Origin of the sequence: Arsenophonus sp. PmNCSU2021_1, from assembly GCF_036919435.1 — a bacterium.
Lineage (GTDB): Bacteria > Pseudomonadota > Gammaproteobacteria > Enterobacterales > Enterobacteriaceae > Arsenophonus > Arsenophonus nilaparvatae.
Genome location: NZ_JAZHPL010000009.1, coordinates 210,570 through 227,660, shown reverse-complemented (window position 1 = coordinate 227,660; position 17,091 = coordinate 210,570). Strand labels below are relative to the sequence as shown.

Genomic DNA, 17,091 nt, shown 5'->3' with positions numbered 1-17,091 from the left:
TAATAAAATTTATTACCAATTTGGGATTATTTTGGTGTTATTTTTTAATAAGAAATTTATTTAATTTCGCCAACTCTTTGGAGGATTTTAAATACAGTGGCTTTTTGTTTCGGTGAAATGTTATTCCATTGCCGATACGAGGTGATGACATTATTTAAAAAACGCATTTCCCAATTTGTTAGTGTCGGATATTTTTTCCACAAAGTGGGATTTTCAGCATGAGCAATTAATTCAGATTCTTTCATCTATCTTTATTTCGCCGGGATAAACGTTGCAAATTATCCTCAACATCCGCTTGAGTGACCTCTCCGACTATATGACCGTCTTTGTCATAACGAAACGCTCCTAACTGAATAAGTACCCGATAATCAGCGTGATATCCAATACTGCCTAAACAAGCTTTCAAACGCCTTCTGGCTATCGGTAAGTCCTTTTCCTTCACCTCTTGCCACATATCTTGCTGGATGCCAATTTTCATGGGTCTTAATTGATTTTCAGGAAAAAGATTAGGCCAAAACGTGATTATCTGTGAGATGGCTTCTTCTAACGGCAATCGCTTTTTAGGCGGAGTCGGTGGTTTTGGTGTTTTAACCTTCGCTGCCTGTTTAGGTTTTTCAACCACCTTCTTGGGCTGCTGTTTTACTACTTGGGGTTTGGGAGGATGAGGCTTTTTTGCCTGTTTTTTAGGCGTAGTGTTCATCCATACCTTTTTACCGTAAACAGGGTTACTTTGGGGCTGTTCTTCTTGAGAAGCCTTTCTTGGGCGATTGAGTGTTAATTTCTTGCGTTCCGTCATCGTTTTAATCTTTAAACAGTTTGCTCATTTCAGTATCATTTAAGCTCGTAAATTTCATCACAGATTGCCTGTCCATTCCTGTTATTAGCATTTGTTTTGCTATCTCAAGTTGAGCTTCAAGTTTACCCTTTTGCATTCCCTCTTGAATTCCTTCAAGTTTACCTTTTTGAACACCTTTTTGAACACCTTTTTGAACACCTTTTTGAACACCTTTTTGTTCACCTTTTTGTTCACCAATTTGAATACCTATTTCTTCAATTTGTTGAACAATAGTCATCAGTGCTCCTTCGTGTTTTTCTGATTGTTTGGCTATCTCGGTGATAAACTCCATTGGCTTCTTGGCATTACCTTCTTGAATGAGATAGTTAAACAGGGTGATTACTTGATTATCGGTATAATAATTATACGACAGCAGTGTCACAATTTCATCAAAAAGCTCGGTCATATCCCGTCGGCGAATGTGCTTTTGTATCAAAGTTAACAAAGCCATTCGTTTGTGCTGCATAATTTCACCGTCATCAAGTGTGGTGACATCCGCTAACTTAAACGGTTGCATTATAGATACTTTCAGCGAGTTTTCTATCATGAAAACAGTCCAACCAGTTTGTACTATAGGGATAAGGGCTTTTTTCACCCGTGTAAAACAGGACAGGAAATACCAAAGGTAACTTTTTGTGGCCAGCGTCTAAATGTTTTTGCATCGCGCCCATGCTATAGCGCATCAGTCGCCATGCCATGAGCTTATCGGGTGATCATTGCGCTTCAATCAGGAGATAGAAATAGCCCTTTCCTTGTGTGGTTTTAACGGAATACAAAATATCACTCTGGTAATTTTTCATCTCGCTATCAATAAAGGAGCCAGATTCGACTTTGAGGCTATTTAAGTCACAAAGTGATTTAATCTCATCCGGTAGCCAGACATCAAAGAAATCTTTTGCCGTCTCTTTTTCACTTAAAAACTGCTTAAATAGACTATCGTGGGGCGTTGGGGTAAATTTTTTACTCATAGGATTTATTCAATAAATAATAATTTAAACGCCTGGGCGCTATTTTCTCTAAAAAGGACCAGCGGATAGCTGACCAACACTAGGGAAAATATTGCCCATTAATTTAATAGTGGGCAACCGCATAATGCTATCAGAATACAAAAAAATTTTACTTAATTTTTTAATTCTAACATCTACCATAATTCTTATGGCTGCCACGGCTATAAAGGATTTTGATTAAGTTAAAATCACGCGTCAGGAAATTCTGCTATATTTAAATTGAATTGCTGATATTAATCCTTTGAATCTCTTCTAGCTCTGTGCGCCGGATATTAATCATCTGGCGTTTTTTTTGCCAACTTTTGAAGTTGGCTTTTTCTTTTTTTGAAATCAGGAAAACTCAAAACGCACCAAAAGCATCATGAGCGACGATAAATTTTTTGCTGTACAAGTACGTTTTTATCGAGAAAATCGCTCAGAATCGATTACAGCGCGTTTTAGAGGTTGATTTGCGTGTAATCTTGTCTTAATTTTTAAAAATGGTTAGATTTATCGATTATTAATTTCTGATAGACGTTTTTTGCTGTTCGAAATCGTTCGGTTTCGGACATCACCCAAAACTCCTGTACAAAAATAGGTTAAATTGCGTTTCATACAGGTGATTTGATTCGTACATTGTTTTCGGTCAGGTTATTTGACCGCTTCTTTCAACGTTTTACCCGCTTTAAAACTCGGTACGTTTGCAGCAGCAATTTTAAGTGCCTCACCCGTTTTGGGGTTGCGTCCATCTCTGGCTGCACGTTGCTTAACCTGAAAACTACCAAAACCAACGAGTTGAATTTCATCTCCCGCCTTTAGCGCTTCTGTCACAGTTTCGATGAAAGCGTTCAGCGCCTTTTCTGAATCTTTTTTGGTTAAGTCGGCTTTTTCAGCGATTTGATTAATGAGTTCTGTTTTGTTCATGTTGTGCCTGAGTTAGTAGATATTTTAATCCTAGTGATGCTAGCTGTAGCAACTCAATAGTGCAATGTTTAAGGGTTAATTAACTCAAAAAAATTTTTTTAATTAAAACTCCTACGCTCGCCACAAGGCTGTGACCGAGCAAAGCGAGTGAGCAGACGAGGAAGCGGAATATCACAATTGCAAAAAAGAAATACAGTCACTCAGTAGTAACATATTTTTCAATTAAGGGTCTTTGTTGGAGGAAAAGTTATCCACAGGGGTAACGCCGATTAAAAAGATTATATTTTTTTGATTATAAAAGATTAGCTGGCTTTTTTGGTGGATTTATTATTTTATTTTTTTTATTTTCAATAAGTTACATAATAAACCTGTTTTTTGTTTAAAATCAATAGCTTATGAAATTATTTAGTTGAGCTATCACCTTCCTATTTACTTCATTAAATTAATATAAATTATTGTATTTATTATTATTAATTTTATCGTTTCTTATTTCGTTTATTTTTTTGTTCTTTATCCATGTTTTGGTATCCGCTATGCCGTGTTTATTGTTGTTTTTTACTATTACTACTATTATTATTGCTATTATTCGTTTATTTATAGTTATTATTCATTGGTAAATCCATGCTTTTGTCCAAATTAGAAAAAGGATTAGGTTATTTAATAATCCACGAGTTTCGCACCAATAAAAAAACGCCCTATTTTTAAGTTTAATTCAGCATAATATGTAAATAGATAAAACCTTATAAATTAAATATAACTTATTGTAAATTAAGTAAATTTATGCATTTCAGTAACTTGCAGATTAATCATTACTTTTAAGCCATTTCTAGAATTTTATAGGCCTGTGCGAAACTCGTGTAATCATGAAAAATAAAACCAGTGATTTTAAAGAAGATATCTTAAGGCTTAGATCTCAAGGGTCTTCTTACGAGGATATAGCGATTTGGCTTGCAACTCATAAAAAATTCGGGGTTACTGCTGGAGCTATAAGTGCTTTTGTGAAAAAGCAGGAAATGATTGATGCTTTAAAAAAATAATATCTGCCCCTTTTGACTTTGGAAGAGACAAGGAGCAGACGCTAACAGCTAATACTATAGGTACATTTATGTCAGCAACATTAATAATAAAATTTTTGGCGCTTCCTTGTAAAGAAAAACAACAAGGAGCTATTTAATGAAAAATATATGGGATAGAGTTGATTTTATTGCAAATAAAATATCAGAAAAAAAGAGAACTGTTCTGAAAAAAATAATCCCATTAAAATTCCTCTTAAAGATAATGTTTACTTGCCAGTCACTAGAACAAATAGAATTCCAGTTCCTAACACTATTCTCAGGAGCGCTTTGTTTGGTTTAGTTGCTAAAGGCAAGAGAAAAATAGAGAAGAGAGTATTAAAGTTTACATTAAACGGTTATACCGTTAGATACTCAGGAGAGCGATTAGATCAAGCAGATTTGGATGTTTGGCTGGAATGTTTACAACGTTGTCAGCAAACCCCATTGGGAAATATAGTTAAGTTTTCTTCATATGAATTTCTAAAATCTATAAATCGTAATACTGGAAAATCTGCACATGAATGGCTTAAATCTGTTTTTTTTCGTTTAAAATTTAATGATATAGAGATATCAGATGGAAAATATACTTATTCAGGTAGTTTGATATCTGAACATTTTCGTGATGAAGAAACAAGTGAAAATTGTCTTATTTTGAATCCTAGGATTGTTGATTGTTTTGGTGATGCTGGATGGACTAGAATTACCAAAACATTGCGGTTAAAACTAAAAGGTAAACCACTAACACAGTGGTTGTGTAGTTTTTATAGCAGTCATGCTAAATCATTCCCAATTAAGTTAGAAACAATAAAAATACTATGTGGTAGTGAAGTCAGTGAATTAAAAACATTTAAGCAGAAATTAAAAAAGGCTCTTTTAGAGTTATCTTATATCACTGATTGGCATTGCGAAATTGATTGTACGAATAAAGTGATCGTTAAGAAAGTAATTAAGAAAAATGAAAGCATTTGAAGGTTAAATAACGCTCTGTATGAGTGCTGATTACACTCGTACAGAGCTAACCCAAGCCCTAAGATAACTAGGAGTTGAGCTATGCGAAATAATACGCATATTACACGCATAATGAAAGCATGCGGCATATCAATCGAGCAGCTTTTGAGCTTTGCTCACACGTCAAAACACCTTACCAATCGTCAACGTGAGTACCTTCGTAGTATTGGGGGTGCGGTATGAACTCCGAGATGATTAAATTCTTTTTGAGTAGTGCCGTTCCCTGTGGTTTTTCGGATAGTGAGGGGGAAATTAAGGCCAACGCTAAAATGATAGATTTTCTCGGTTTGAATAAAATGCACCTGAAATGGTGACTTTATTAGAGAAAATCCGCGCTGAGAAATCGCCGTTTTTTGTTATTATTAATCTGGTTTCTGATTACAAAAAAGCACCCAAAGTTTGGCAATTCCATTTTCTACCGCTTTTTGATAAACAGAATGGTTATATTGGTACTTTCTTCCACGCTCACGAGTTCCTGTTTTTATCACCGTTGGAGTATGTCGATGGCATGCAGCCTTATGCGGTTACTACTGAAAAACCCAACAAACTGTTTACTGCTAAAGAGTGGGAAGTTTTGTTTTTAGCCTTGCATCGCTTGAATAGCAAGGAAATAGCGAGGAGGTTAAATATTGGGACGAGAACAACTGATAATCATTTAAACATTATCTATGAGAAATCAGGAGTGCATTCTGCTTGTCAACTAAGAGCTTTTGGCAAATCTAAAGGCTTTGAGCGCTATATTCCCACGAGTTTCGCACCAATAAATAAACGCTCTATCTTTAAGTTTAATCCAGCATAATATATAAATAGACAGAATCTTATAAATCAAAAGCAACTTATTGTAATTTAATAAAATTTATGTGTTTTACACGAGTTTCGCACCAATAAAAAAACGCTCTATTTTTAAGTTTAATTCAGCATAATATATAAATAGAAAAAATCTCATAAATTAAAAATAACTTATTGTAATTTAAGTAAATTTATACGTCTTAGCAAGTTACAGATTAATTATTGTTCTGAAGCCATTTCTAGAATTTTATATGCCCGTGCGAAACTCGTGTTTTAGTAACTTGAAGATTAATCATCGATTTTAAGCCATTTCTAGTATTTTATACGCCTGTGCGAAACTCATGATTCCGTCTGAGTTATGGAGTTTCCATACTGTTAGCTCATATTATCCCTGTGAATTTTGATGTTTTTATATCATCTATTGTGGAGACATTCAAAATGAAAGAATTTGAAGTCAATGAATATCTTGAATTGTTGCCAAAACTTTCAACAAGAGAAATCCAGATTTTGGTAATGACGTGCTCTGGTTTTAGTCGAACAGAGATAGCGCTTGAGTTGAATGTGAGTCTTAATACCGTCAATTCGCATTTCAAAAATGCGCTAAAAAAATATCATTTAAATACTTACGCTCAATTGCAGTCGCTATTTTTCTTTAATTTTTTAAGGAATTTTAAAAAATTACATTAATTTTTTAATGCAAAAAAGCTTTGTTGGGGTCAGCCTACAGATCGGAAAACTGACCCCTACTTTTATTTGGTATTTTTTGTTTTCATCAAAAGCCAATAAGCCACTCCAGCCGCAAGAATAGAACATGAGTTTCGCAATCTCCAAAAAAGAAGTATAAATTTAAAAACAAGAAAAAATCAGGGTGTTCATATTTTGTCGGGTTATCCATGTATTAAAGATATCTATAAAACATTCTTACAAGTAAGCAGTTTAAGATACTCTGGTTTAGCGTTATCAGAAGTAAGCCCATCGCCTTTATCTCATGACACTGTTAGCCGATGGCTAAAAAGTAGATGTTTTAGACCTAAAGACCTATGGCGATTAGTTGAACCTTCTATAGACAAAAAAAGCCCTTGCGTACTAATTGCCGATGATACATTGATTGCCAAAACACGTAGTAAAAAAATAGAGATGGTCCATTATCAATATTCAGGTAATGAACATGAGGTTATTGCTGGCATAGGTTTAGTTAATTTGCTTTGGCATGATCTGACGAAGGTTGAATCAATTCCTATCAATTATCTTATTTATGATAAAGATTCTGATGGAAAAACAAAAAACACGCACTTTTCCGAAATGCTCACTCTTGCTAAAAAAAGAGGGATCATGCCAGAAGCCGTAGTGATGGATGCTTGGTATTCTAGCCTGGATAACCTGAAATCAATTCGCTCTCATGGTTGGATCTGGGTAAACACGCTGAGGAAAAATAGGATTGTTAACCATAACAAACAACTGAACAAGTTAGACATCTCAGAAGAAGGAACGTCAATACACTTACGAGGATATGGTTGGGTAACCGTTTTCAAATTTACAGCCAAAAACGGCCGTATTGATTACATAGTAACAAACAAAGAGAATCCCACCCGTCAATACCTCAAATCTATCATGGATGCCCGTTGGTCTGTTGAAGTTTATCATCGAGAAGTTAAACAAAACTGTGGTATTGAACGCTGTCAGGCTCGCACGAGCCGAGCGCAAAGAAATCATATTTTTCTCGCTATTTCTGCGTGGTTTGAACAACATAAACGTCGTATATCTGAAAAAATAACCCTTTATCAACAAAATTGGGACGTAATCAAAAGTGCTATTACTGAGCAAATCCGTGTTTTATTAGCGTACCCAAATTAGTTTTGTGCGAAACTCGTGTTCCAGTCAAAACTCCCCTCAGCGGTGGAAACCATGCGAAAAATCAAAGCGCTGGGCGATGAATTGCGTAATGCCGCGGTGCTCGACACGAAATCGCCGGAGAAAGTGGCGCGCTGGATAGCGTTTCAAAACTACTGGTCGGATAATGCCAGTCAGTTTTCAGCCACCTGGCAGAAGGTGCTGCTGCTCAAACCGGAACTCGATTACAACAACCGGCATTCCCATTATAACGCCACCGCAACCCTGTCTTACGCGAACGAACGCAAAGCCCAGGCCACTGCCATTAAAGCCGTCAATCAACGCTATGGGGTCTTTTTCTTCTATCGCGGCAAGGTACCGTTGGACAACAAATTAGCCCAAGTGGTGCGGGAATTTGCCCAGCAATAACAGATGACGGTAATGCCAATTAGTGTCGATGGTGTCATCAACCCCGAGTTACCCAACAGCCAGAAAGACCGAGGACAGGCGGCGAAGATGCAAATTCGCTATTTCCCTGCGCTTTTTTTGGTTGACCCGAGTACCGGCAGCTACCATCCACTGGCTTATGGCTTCATCAGTCAGGATGATTTAGCGAAACGGCTGTTAAACCGCGTGACTGATTTTGCCCCGAGGGATTAACGATGAAAACACTATTTGCTTTTTTTGTGCTGCTTTTCGTCATTCCCGCTAACGCGGCCGTGATTGACGAAATCGCCGCACTCGAAAAACACAAAACGGTAGCAGCAGAGAAGAAGCTGGCTCAACAGCGCGCAGCGCCCAAAGCGAAGCCACAGACCTTTCGCTTATCAAACGGACAGGCGATTAATATCACCCATTGGCAAATCGTGCATTTTATGAAATCCGATTGTCAGTATTGTCAGCAGTTTAACCCTGTGCTCAATGCCACCGCGCAGCAACTGGGTATTCCGGTTTTTGTCTACAGTTTTGACGGACTCGGTGATAGCACCTTTAGCAACGTATTGCCGGTAACCCCTGATGTGATAAGTGAGTTTTTCCCTGAATTACCGCAGGTAACGCCAACGGATTTTATTGTTAACACGCAAACCCTGGTCGCTATTCCCGTTTCGCAAGGCATGCTGAGTGCAACCGCCTTCGTTAACCGACTGGAACAGTCTTTTTTGCTTGCTGAAAAACTGGGGGGATTGCAATGAAAAATCGCAATCCAATAATCGCCCTGATGCTGTTTGCTGCCACAGCGCATGCCGGTATCAATGAAGATTTAAACAAATTTTTCCAGCAACTCGATAGTGGCAGTGGCGGGAATATTACGCAAGCGGCGGCGTGGCAAGGACAGGTAGCCGGTTATCTCACCGGTGGGTCGCTGTTTCTGCGCAATCCCGTCAGGCAAATCCAGCTTGTCTCGGTCTCCTTACCCGAAGTGAAATCCGGTTGTGGCGGCATTGATGCCTATCTGGGGTCATTTAGTTTTATTAACTCCGACCAGATAAAAGTGATGGCCAAACAGATTTTAAGTAATGCGGCCGGTTACGCGTTTGATTTGGCCTTGGAAGCCGCACTACCGCAAGTGAAAGCCGTCAAGGATTATCTGCAGAAGCTCGCGACCGATATTAACAACACCAATATTTCAACCTGTCAGGCGGCACAAGGCATTATCGGTGGACTGTGGCCAAAAAATCAGGCCAACACCCAACATATTTGTCAGGATATCGCCGGCAATCACAGCGTTTTTGCTGATTGGGCAGCCTCCCGTCAGGGCTGTGGCGTGGGCAATGAAACCAACAAAGTGTTTAACCACGCGAGTGACGAAGAGAAAAAGCGGATACCGCGTAATCGCAATTTAACCTGGAGTGCATTTGAGAAAATCAATCAGTTTATCAGTAGTGACAGGGAATTAAAGGAGCTGATGATGTCGCTGGTCGGCACCGTGATTTATGGCAATCAGGGAGAGTTATCGATATTGCCAGGGCTAGGGGCAAGTGACAGTGTCATGGACGCAATTTTAAAAGGTGGCACAACGGAGGTATATCCTTGTGACAATGTCACGCAATGCCTAAAGCCAACGAAGAGCAAAATCACAGTCACCGCCAGCCAGGGCATGATAACACAAATCCAAAAGTTATTGTCAAGTCTGTTTAAAAAATCAACGTCCGATGCAGCACTTACCGATAAGGAAACGGCCTTGATTGGCAGTACCCGCGTCCAAATCCTGCGCTACGTGATTGACAGTGCCTCGTTAAGCCTCGACGAATCAATGGTGACGTCACTGGCTGAATACATCGCCAGCGACATGGTGGTGAGCTATATCGACGGTCTGATTGATTTGGTGGAAGTAGCAGGCGCAGGGAGTCTCAATACCGAAGAAGAAAACAAGCAGTTTCAAAACAGCCTTAAAACCGTGCGCGAGAAAATGGCGCAGCGCTTAACCAGAATGCCGATTAATCAAAATCATCTGCTGGAGCTTGAACGCAATTTGCACTATTTGCGCCAGCAACTCTCATCAGGGTTGTCTGACCGGTTGATGAGCAACTATCAGTTTGGAGGGTAAAGATGGTACTGGATACCTGGTTTATCAGCGGCGGTGACATGGTGACCCAAACCTTGAATGCGGTGGGAGCCATGGTAAATCACCGCACCTGGGGTGGGCTACTTTATTTAGCCGAAACGCTCGGCATTTTAACGTGCGTCATGACCTATGTAAAAACCAATGACTTAAAGGAACTCTTTGCCTGGGGCTTTACCTTTGTTTGTGTGACGGCACTCCTGCTCACACCGAAAGTCACCGTGGTGGTCAACGACCTGACAAGACCAGACAAAATCAATTGGGTGGATAATGTGCCGGTGGGACTGGCCACCCCACTTTGGTTATTGACCGGTATCGGCCATTCGGTAGCGACATTTTATGATGACTTTTTCCATCTCCCCGACAGTGTTGCTTATAGCAAAACCGGCTTAATGTTTGGCCAGAAACTGATGCAGGAATCCCTGACTTTTCACAGCCACAGTCCTGAGATTAATGCCAATTTCAGCGAATACGTGAAAAACTGTGTTATCCCTGATATTCAGCTAAACCACAAATGTCAGCGATCATGCAAAACTGATCCACTAACGATCATCTAAAACTGATCCACTTGGTATTATTCGTACATTTTTGTACGGGTAATTTATGTTAACCAAGGAGATATTTGTGGATATTCATGTTCGCGTTGCACAAGGACAAAGCCTTCGAAAAATTGCCCGTGAATTCGGCATTTCCCGTAACACCGTAAAACATCATTTACAAAAGCAGGGAATGCCAACTTATGCTAAAAGAAGTAAACAACCGAGTAAACTGGCACCCTTTAAACCTTATTTGCTTCAGCGAATTGAATTGGCTAAACCTGATTGGATCCCTGCAACAGTCTTATTTGATGAGGTAGTTGAAAGAGGTTATCAAGGCGGTATTGCTCAATTACGCCGATTTGTTTGTCAATTTAAACCAAGCATCGTTCCCGAAGCTGTCGTCCGTTTTGAAACACAGCCAGGTCAACAAATGCAAATCGACTTCACCACCATCCGGCGAGGAAAACAACCCCTAAAAGCGTTTGTTGCAACGCTCGGCTACTCGCCTGCGAGTTATGTAAAATTCTTTGATAATGAGCGAGCAGAATCCTGGCAACAAGGTTTAAAAGACGCTTTCGACTATTTTGGTGGTGTACCACAGGAAGTATGGTGTGATAACGCAAAAGCTCTCATCATCGAACGGGATGCTTATGCAGAAGGTGAACATAATTAAATGTCGAAATGCTTCAGATGTCGAAAGATTACGGATTTAAATTGAGTGCTTGTAAGCCCTACAGGGCAAAAACAAAAGGGAAAGTAGAGCGCTTTAACCACTACTTAAAAAACAGCTTTATCGTACCATTAAATAACGACCTTCGTGCTCATAATCTTGAACTGGACATGGAGATAGCCAATGCAAAAGTGGGGCCATGGTTACAACAAGTCGCTCATCAGCGGATTCACGGAACAACGTTAGAGAAGCCAGCAGATAGATTAGCTAAGGAAATTAAGTATCTTCTTCCTTTGCCAACAAGGATTTGCCAATCTATCCCGCAGACTAATGCGCTTAATATCCGTATCGTACCGCCGCTTGAATCTGTCAATTTGCAACACTCAATCAGCGTATATGAAGCATTGCTGGGAGGTGAACATGTTATTGCATGAACAAATTGAACACCTGTGTGAGTCATTGAAATTAAATTCTGTTCCGACTCATTGGTCATCACTTGCCCAACAGTGCATTGCCCAAGACAAAAGCTACGGAGAGTTTTTATTGTCCCTATTAAAATGTGAGCAACAACAACGAGATGAACGAACTCGCCATCTCTTTAGTCGGATGGCAGGATTCCCAACGCACAAAGAACTTAGTTCGTTCGATTTTAAGTTTGCAACGGGTGTTCCTAAGCAACAAATACAAGAATTAAGTGCATTAACTTTTATTGAACGTACACGAGTTTCGCACAGGCCTATAAAATTCTAGAAATGGCTTAAAAGTAATGATCAATCTGCAAGTTACTAAAACACATGAATTTTATTAAATTACAATAAGTTGTATTTGATTTATAAGGTTTTATCTATTTATATATTATGCTGAATTAAACTTAAAAATAGAGCGTTTTTTTATTGGTGCGAAACTCGTGAAGGCAAGGGATTCAGAAAGCAAAAATTCATTTTTCTGCCCATTCAGATCCGCTAAATCTTTATCGACCTCAGAATAGGTTTCTAACATCCCTATCATATCGGTCACTTGTGCGGTGGTTGATTTGCTAGGTGGAACCCCATAGTTAAGCAAACGCCACGTCGCTTCCGGTAAACCGGTACGAATGGTTGTGCGATGACCCGTTGGTTGGTTAGCTTCAACAAAAACCATGTCATCCAGGATTTCATTCGTCTGGCTTAAAAGCTCAACAATTTTAGCTTGCACGAGTTTCGCACCAATAAAAAAACGCTCTATTTTTAAGTTTAATTCAGCATAATATATAAATAGATAAAACCTTATAAATCAAATACAACTTATTGTAATTTAATAAAATTCATGTGTTTTAGTAACTTGCAGATTGATCATTGCTTTTAAGCCATTTCTAGAATTTTATAGGCCTGTGCGAAACTCGTGACGTAATGAAAATGTCGTGTTGCTTGGCCCAAGCGGTGTAGGCAAAACGCATTTAGCTATTGGATTAGGATTAAAAGCAGTACAGGCCAGGAAGAAAACTCGCTTTACAACAGCGGCTGAACTGATGTTGCAACTCTCAACTGCTAAACGACAAAATAAGCTCAAACAATATCTATCACGTTCGGTAATGGCCCCGAAGTTGTTGATCATAGATGAGATTGGATACCTGCCATTTGGGCGAGAGGAAGCAAACCTATTTTTCAATGTGATTGCCAAGCGTTATGAGCAGGCAGTGTCATATTGACGAGTAACTTATCATTTGGACAATGGCCTGGTGCTTTTGCTGATGACGCAACATTAACCGCCGCTATGCTTGATCGTTTACTTCATCATTCGCATGTACTGCAATTGAGCGGTGAAAGCTATCGATTGAAAGATAAGCGGCGATCAGGAGCAATAACCGAGTAAAACAGTGGATCAATTTTGATTGATCGTATTTAGCTAAAAAGTGGATCAGTTTTCGGTGATCGTTGACAAAATACAGCTTAAGCCAACTACTCAACACCCGCGATATTTATAGCCTGATTTTCTCCAAACCCAGCCCCTTAAGAGGGATTTATTATCAGGGCTGGGAATCTGAAAATACCGAAGGCGCACGCAGTCAGTTTATGACCTGTCAGCAAGCCAACGTAAAACTTAAAAACCTGCTTAATCTGGATACCACAGGCACCGGCAGCACGCTGATGTTTTATGCCAGAAAGCTCTTTCCAGGCCGCCACGATGCCTCAGTGGTATTACCGCAACCTGAGTTCGGGATAAGCATTATCAATTATACTTGAAGATACGTACCTGCAACAGGTATCTTTGGTTTAGATGGCATTAAACAATATGCAACCAGTCCGCCTAATAAATTCACTACAAAGTTAGCCGGAGAGCGATGTCGCGTATGCTCTATTTGACAAAGATTTTTTAACTCATCAAATACCGTTTCAATGACAGAACGATGACGCAAGATGGCTTTGTCGAAACAAGTCTGTTTAATAGGCTTCATTTTCTTCTTGATATTCGTTATAAGGCTAATTCCCATCGTTTTGAGTTGCTGTTTCAGTGAAGCCGATAAATACCCTTTATCTGCGTACAAACAACCAGAAAGATCCTTTGTCAGCTCAGGCAATGGTTTCCGATCATCGGTGTTTCCTGGTGTGAGTCGAAAACTGAGTATTTCCCCCAAATGATTGATAATTACATGAAGCTTGAAACCAAAGAACCAACCTGTTGAATTTTTTCCCCGTTCAGCTATCCCATTGAAGACTTTATGTCTGCGGATCCGTAAGTTATCACACACCGCTATCGGAGTAGAATCGGCAACCGATAGCCCCGTGCATTTTCCCTTAATTGACTCAAACAGTGCCGTTAACGCTAAGGCACTACGCGGAAGTAACTCTACACAGCGTGAATAGGATGGCAAGTTAGGAAATTCCTTCCGGAGATATAAGCGGACATAATAGAGATAAAATACCTTGAATTGCCTGAATCGGAGTTGATGAAACAACACAACCAGTGTCATCATTTCCGCCAACGAAAGCTGAGTAGACCGTCTACGACGCTTAGTACCGTTAGTCAGCAAATATTCATGCATTTTTGGCTCGAAGTCTTTGCAAAAATCATCCATCAGGCAATAAAGTTCAGTAAGATTTTCCATAATTGTTTAACAATGCTCTACTCTTTAACCAGACTGTTAGAGTATTTTAACAAAACAGGCTCATTCAACTATTTGAATATCAAGACTTTCTCTTTATTTCTTATCCCGAACTCAGGTTACCGCATATGCTCGAAGGCAGCTACAACTACTTTATGAAAGCCAGCCAATCTGCCGCCGATATTTTAAAATAGAACATCATGATAGCGGGCTTGAGAAAAGGCTTTAACGCCTATGCCGCGGCCATGAATGACCCTGGAGGGTTAAATCTCATTACCACCGAGCAATCGCTGGCAAAAATGCGCTTATCCCATCAGGCCAGTTATCATCTGGCCAGTGAAATGTTACCGCAACTCAATACCGTGTTGATGCTTTTATGTATTTCGCTCTTTCCGATTATGGTTTTAGCGCTTTTTGTGAGAGAGATTGCCGCAAAAGTGATAATTAATTAACTTAACATTATTATGGGTGGCCTCATGTTGTGGCCTGTAATGTTTGCTATCTTTAATCATGTTTACAACTTCATGATGGCAACCACGCTAAATGGCGAAAATGTGACGTTTTCTAATCTAGACAGACTCACCCAGACCGGCACCACCACGGCAGGTATTGCCGGCTGGATGATGATGTCTATTCCGTTTTTAAGTTTTAAGCTCTTTACTTCCCTTGGCCAACAGATTGCCAGTGCCGGCTCCTATCTGGGTAATGCCCTGGCAGACTGGGGATGCGGTGGCAAGCGGCAATTACAACATGGCCAATATGCAGGTGGAGAACATCAACGGCTTTAAGACCGATTTAAACCGGAGTTTCAAAGCGGGATGGTGCTGTGATTAGCACCACCGAAAGTGGTCAGCATATTGTCGATACCACCCAAGCCATCTCAAAACGGCCGTTTAGCCTGGATACCAGTTCGATGCTCGACACCAGCTTTAGCAAAGCGTTAAGCAGTCAACACCGCGAGACCGAAAGCTACCATCAGGGCTTAAAAAGTGCGATTTCGGACACCTACAATATCTCAACCGCGTTAAGTAACCAGTTTAACAAGCAAGGGTCATTTGAAAGCGGGTTAACCGGTGAACAGCCTCAAGCTATTGAAGACATCCAACGACAATCACAACAAGCGAAATCTTCTCTTTCATCAAATAATAGTACGCCAAGAGAGGATAAAACTTCAACGGATAGAACCGACATAGGGGGATTTGGAGTATCTGGATCTTTTGGTGTTAGTAACGAAAATATGGGCGGTGTTGCTAATGCAAAGGCAAATCTTGAAGCGTCATATCGACACCAATGGGTTGACACTAATACAGACTCTGCGTCAAAAAGCAATAAAACATCAGAAGATCTGCAGGTAGCAAGAGACTTTTCTGCCAGCCAATCCGCATCGGTGATAAGAAATATGACCGATAATGAGGTTAGCCGGATTTCCAATGCCGAAACGCGATCTTTGGTGAGAGATTTACGAGCCTCACTGCAAAATACCAGAGAAAACTTTGCTGGATTCACTGCTAGCCAAACCAAAGAGCAAACTATCTCTGAGCAAGCTAATTTAACCGAAACCGAACGCCTAAGCGCTTCCCACCGCCTGGAGCAGGAATTTACCCAGTTTGCGTATTCGCGTTTGGGGGAAGCTGAGGCAGGTCGTGTGTTAACGGATGCCGGAACACCTGCGGTCAGGGCGCGACGTGAAGCGCTGGCCAGCGAGTTCAGTGACAGGATAGCCGAAGATATCCGCCATAATCATTTTGCCAGTCAAACGGTAGTAACCAGTCATTATAAGGGTATACAGGTATCTCACGATGCGAGCCAATATAATCCAGTCGGTTTTAATCAAAGTGCAGCGCAATTAGAAACGCAAGCCGATAAAGGTCAAATCCGGCAACACCAGAGCATTGTTAACCCAGAAACGGGTGAAAGCAATAAGGTCAGCCTACTTGAATCCGCCGAGGCCAATACCGGCGAATATGCAAAAGCAATACGAGCAGAAAAAACCGATTTTGGGCATAATGTGGCACCCACTCAGGATAGAATAATTGCCAATGAAAAGGCGATAAATAAGGAAAAATCCGCTAATCTTAAAAAGTACGAGGATAAAGGAGGAAAATCACAATGAGATTTATTGCATTTATCATCACAATAGTCATCCTCGAAACACTGTTTTTGTTCTACTTTAAGCAAGCCTCCTCGATGATCGCGATGAGCGTCATTAACCTTAGCGCTGTATTTTGTTTTTTTTCAAAAAATTGGCGCGAAAGTGAAAAAGTATTCAAATACCCACTGTTAGTTGGCTTTTTTATCGGAAATATTTTATATTCTCCCAAGAGAATTTTTAGAAATATCAGCAAAAAATGATGGATATGTGTTTTCTGAAGTTATCTATGGAGGGATAATATTATCCGCAATCATTTCATTATTTATTGCGGCAGCCATTCTTTTTTCTTACGCGCCTCAAGATTGGCAACGAAGTGGATATTCACATCCTTCATCACATGACTTTTCTCCTTTCAATAGTGAAACCTCAAGCAGTAATCTCTTTGATGATGATATCACTGATAGATTAGAGACTAATCCAGCCACGGGGTTGTCCATGAGTGGATGTGGTTCAAATTGTGCTGGAAATATGTATGGTTCTGGCAGCTATGATATAGGCGGATCTTTATCTTACTATGTTTTTGATAGTTCATATGATGATTCATCACTTAATTCATCTAGTCACTATGACAATGATTTCAGCACAACAAGTGGGTTTGATCATGATGACTACAGCCGTCGTGATAGTTAATTCTCAGATATAACCGTCTTTATTACCC

General features: G+C 39.9%; 18 protein-coding genes and 5 pseudogenes. 17 read left to right on the top strand and 6 right to left on the bottom strand.

The annotated features are described in order from the left end of the window. Positions 1-56: 56 nt before the first annotated feature. The 4 genes and pseudogenes from V3224_RS20980 to V3224_RS20965 form a co-directional block, all read right to left on the bottom strand. Positions 57-245, bottom strand: a complete 189-nt coding sequence (locus tag V3224_RS20980; RefSeq protein ID WP_334472503.1) for a hypothetical protein — start codon at positions 243-245, stop codon at positions 57-59. Next, on the bottom strand, positions 242-796 hold the full coding sequence (locus V3224_RS20975; RefSeq protein ID WP_334472502.1) for a ProQ/FINO family protein: 555 nt from the start codon (positions 794-796) through the stop codon (positions 242-244). Before V3224_RS20975 ends, V3224_RS20980 begins: the two co-directional genes overlap by 4 nt. Before the next feature lie 4 nt (positions 797-800). Beyond that, positions 801-1,803: pseudogene (locus V3224_RS20970) on the bottom strand (Rpn family recombination-promoting nuclease/putative transposase). 669 nt (positions 1,804-2,472) lie between these two features. Further along, positions 2,473-2,745, bottom strand: coding sequence for an HU family DNA-binding protein (locus V3224_RS20965; RefSeq protein WP_334472501.1), 273 nt, complete (start codon positions 2,743-2,745; stop codon positions 2,473-2,475). An 863-nt stretch (positions 2,746-3,608) separates the two neighbouring features. Between V3224_RS20965 and V3224_RS20960 the strand changes: the two genes are divergently transcribed. The 11 genes and pseudogenes from V3224_RS20960 to V3224_RS20910 all read left to right on the top strand — a co-directional run bounded on the left by V3224_RS20960 (position 3,609) and on the right by V3224_RS20910 (position 11,949). Then, positions 3,609-3,782 carry a hypothetical protein gene (locus V3224_RS20960; RefSeq protein WP_334472500.1) on the top strand — a complete coding sequence of 58 codons (174 nt, stop codon included), beginning with the start codon at positions 3,609-3,611 and terminating at the stop codon, positions 3,780-3,782. A gap of 249 nt (positions 3,783-4,031) precedes the next feature. Continuing rightward, the gene (gene trfA, locus V3224_RS20955; RefSeq protein ID WP_334472499.1) at positions 4,032-4,769 is read left to right on the top strand and encodes a plasmid replication initiator TrfA; all 738 of its coding nucleotides are present in this window, start codon (positions 4,032-4,034) and stop codon (positions 4,767-4,769) included. A 346-nt stretch (positions 4,770-5,115) separates the two neighbouring features. After that, positions 5,116-5,607, top strand: a complete 492-nt coding sequence (locus V3224_RS20950) for a helix-turn-helix transcriptional regulator (RefSeq protein ID WP_334472498.1) — start codon at positions 5,116-5,118, stop codon at positions 5,605-5,607. Between the two features lie 428 nt (positions 5,608-6,035). Beyond that, positions 6,036-6,284 carry a helix-turn-helix transcriptional regulator gene (locus V3224_RS20945; protein ID WP_334472497.1) on the top strand — a complete coding sequence of 83 codons (249 nt, stop codon included), beginning with the start codon at positions 6,036-6,038 and terminating at the stop codon, positions 6,282-6,284. Between the two features lie 192 nt (positions 6,285-6,476). After that, entirely contained in the window at positions 6,477-7,451 is a 975-nt protein-coding gene (locus V3224_RS20940; protein ID WP_334472496.1) for an IS701 family transposase, read from the top strand. Between the two features lie 15 nt (positions 7,452-7,466). Beyond that, positions 7,467-8,087 (top strand): annotated as a pseudogene (traF, locus tag V3224_RS20935) (type-F conjugative transfer system pilin assembly protein TraF). 2 nt (positions 8,088-8,089) lie between these two features. Then, positions 8,090-8,620, top strand: a complete 531-nt coding sequence (gene trbB / locus V3224_RS20930) for a type-F conjugative transfer system pilin assembly thiol-disulfide isomerase TrbB (protein WP_334472495.1) — start codon at positions 8,090-8,092, stop codon at positions 8,618-8,620. Then, positions 8,617-9,975, top strand: a complete 1,359-nt coding sequence (locus V3224_RS20925) for a conjugal transfer protein TraH (protein ID WP_334472494.1) — start codon at positions 8,617-8,619, stop codon at positions 9,973-9,975. Before trbB ends, V3224_RS20925 begins: the two co-directional genes overlap by 4 nt. 2 nt (positions 9,976-9,977) lie before the next feature. Beyond that, a complete protein-coding gene (locus V3224_RS20920; protein WP_334472493.1) occupies positions 9,978-10,547 on the top strand; it encodes a conjugal transfer protein TraG N-terminal domain-containing protein in 570 nt (189 codons plus the stop codon). A 46-nt stretch (positions 10,548-10,593) separates the two neighbouring features. Next, positions 10,594-11,633 (top strand): annotated as a pseudogene (gene istA / locus V3224_RS20915) (IS21 family transposase). Beyond that, entirely contained in the window at positions 11,620-11,949 is a 330-nt protein-coding gene (locus V3224_RS20910) for an ATP-binding protein (protein ID WP_334472492.1), read from the top strand. Before istA ends, V3224_RS20910 begins: the two are co-directional and overlap by 14 nt. Positions 11,950-12,108: 159 nt before the next feature. On the opposite strand, the pseudogene V3224_RS20905 reads toward V3224_RS20910, so the two are convergent. Then, positions 12,109-12,423: pseudogene (locus V3224_RS20905) on the bottom strand (major capsid protein); the annotation flags it as partial. Between the two features lie 160 nt (positions 12,424-12,583). On the opposite strand from V3224_RS20905, the pseudogene istB reads away from it, so the two are divergent. Further along, positions 12,584-13,050: pseudogene (istB, locus tag V3224_RS20900) on the top strand (IS21-like element helper ATPase IstB); the annotation flags it as partial. 62 nt (positions 13,051-13,112) lie between these two features. After that, positions 13,113-13,421 (top strand): hypothetical protein, encoded by a 309-nt coding sequence (locus V3224_RS20895; RefSeq protein ID WP_334472491.1) that lies wholly within the window; start codon positions 13,113-13,115, stop codon positions 13,419-13,421. Here the strand turns inward: V3224_RS20895 and V3224_RS20890 are convergent. Beyond that, positions 13,412-14,284, bottom strand: coding sequence for an IS982 family transposase (locus tag V3224_RS20890; RefSeq protein ID WP_334467716.1), 873 nt, complete (start codon positions 14,282-14,284; stop codon positions 13,412-13,414). The genes V3224_RS20895 and V3224_RS20890 overlap by 10 nt on opposite strands. Positions 14,285-14,493: 209 nt before the next feature. On the opposite strand from V3224_RS20890, the gene V3224_RS20885 reads away from it, so the two are divergent. The 4 genes from V3224_RS20885 to V3224_RS20870 all read left to right on the top strand — a co-directional run bounded on the left by V3224_RS20885 (position 14,494) and on the right by V3224_RS20870 (position 17,063). Next, positions 14,494-14,733 carry a hypothetical protein gene (locus V3224_RS20885; RefSeq protein ID WP_334472490.1) on the top strand — a complete coding sequence of 80 codons (240 nt, stop codon included), beginning with the start codon at positions 14,494-14,496 and terminating at the stop codon, positions 14,731-14,733. Positions 14,734-14,757: 24 nt separating this feature from the next. After that, entirely contained in the window at positions 14,758-15,069 is a 312-nt protein-coding gene (locus V3224_RS20880; RefSeq protein ID WP_334472489.1) for a hypothetical protein, read from the top strand. A gap of 38 nt (positions 15,070-15,107) precedes the next feature. Continuing rightward, positions 15,108-16,394: a hypothetical protein gene (locus V3224_RS20875; protein ID WP_334472488.1), complete on the top strand. Its 1,287-nt coding sequence runs from the start codon at positions 15,108-15,110 to the stop codon at positions 16,392-16,394. A gap of 171 nt (positions 16,395-16,565) precedes the next feature. Continuing rightward, on the top strand, positions 16,566-17,063 hold the full coding sequence (locus V3224_RS20870; RefSeq protein ID WP_334472487.1) for a hypothetical protein: 498 nt from the start codon (positions 16,566-16,568) through the stop codon (positions 17,061-17,063). The last annotated feature ends 28 nt before the right edge of the window (positions 17,064-17,091 follow it).

Excerpts from the sequence above, each read along its gene's own strand:
- V3224_RS20980 (WP_334472503.1), bottom strand. The coding sequence starts at position 245 with ATGAAAGAATCTGAATTAATTGCTCATGCTGAAAATCCCACTTTGTGG.
- V3224_RS20975 (WP_334472502.1), bottom strand. The coding sequence starts at position 796 with ATGACGGAACGCAAGAAATTAACACTCAATCGCCCAAGAAAGGCTTCT.
- V3224_RS20965 (WP_334472501.1), bottom strand. The coding sequence starts at position 2,745 with ATGAACAAAACAGAACTCATTAATCAAATCGCTGAAAAAGCCGACTTA.
- V3224_RS20960 (WP_334472500.1), top strand. The coding sequence starts at position 3,609 with ATGAAAAATAAAACCAGTGATTTTAAAGAAGATATCTTAAGGCTTAGA.
- V3224_RS20950 (WP_334472498.1), top strand. The coding sequence starts at position 5,116 with ATGGTGACTTTATTAGAGAAAATCCGCGCTGAGAAATCGCCGTTTTTT.
- V3224_RS20945 (WP_334472497.1), top strand. The coding sequence starts at position 6,036 with ATGAAAGAATTTGAAGTCAATGAATATCTTGAATTGTTGCCAAAACTT.
- trbB (WP_334472495.1), top strand. The coding sequence starts at position 8,090 with ATGAAAACACTATTTGCTTTTTTTGTGCTGCTTTTCGTCATTCCCGCT.
- V3224_RS20925 (WP_334472494.1), top strand. The coding sequence starts at position 8,617 with ATGAAAAATCGCAATCCAATAATCGCCCTGATGCTGTTTGCTGCCACA.
- V3224_RS20920 (WP_334472493.1), top strand. The coding sequence starts at position 9,978 with ATGGTACTGGATACCTGGTTTATCAGCGGCGGTGACATGGTGACCCAA.
- V3224_RS20910 (WP_334472492.1), top strand. The coding sequence starts at position 11,620 with ATGTTATTGCATGAACAAATTGAACACCTGTGTGAGTCATTGAAATTA.
- V3224_RS20890 (WP_334467716.1), bottom strand. The coding sequence starts at position 14,284 with ATGGAAAATCTTACTGAACTTTATTGCCTGATGGATGATTTTTGCAAA.
- V3224_RS20880 (WP_334472489.1), top strand. The coding sequence starts at position 14,758 with ATGTTGTGGCCTGTAATGTTTGCTATCTTTAATCATGTTTACAACTTC.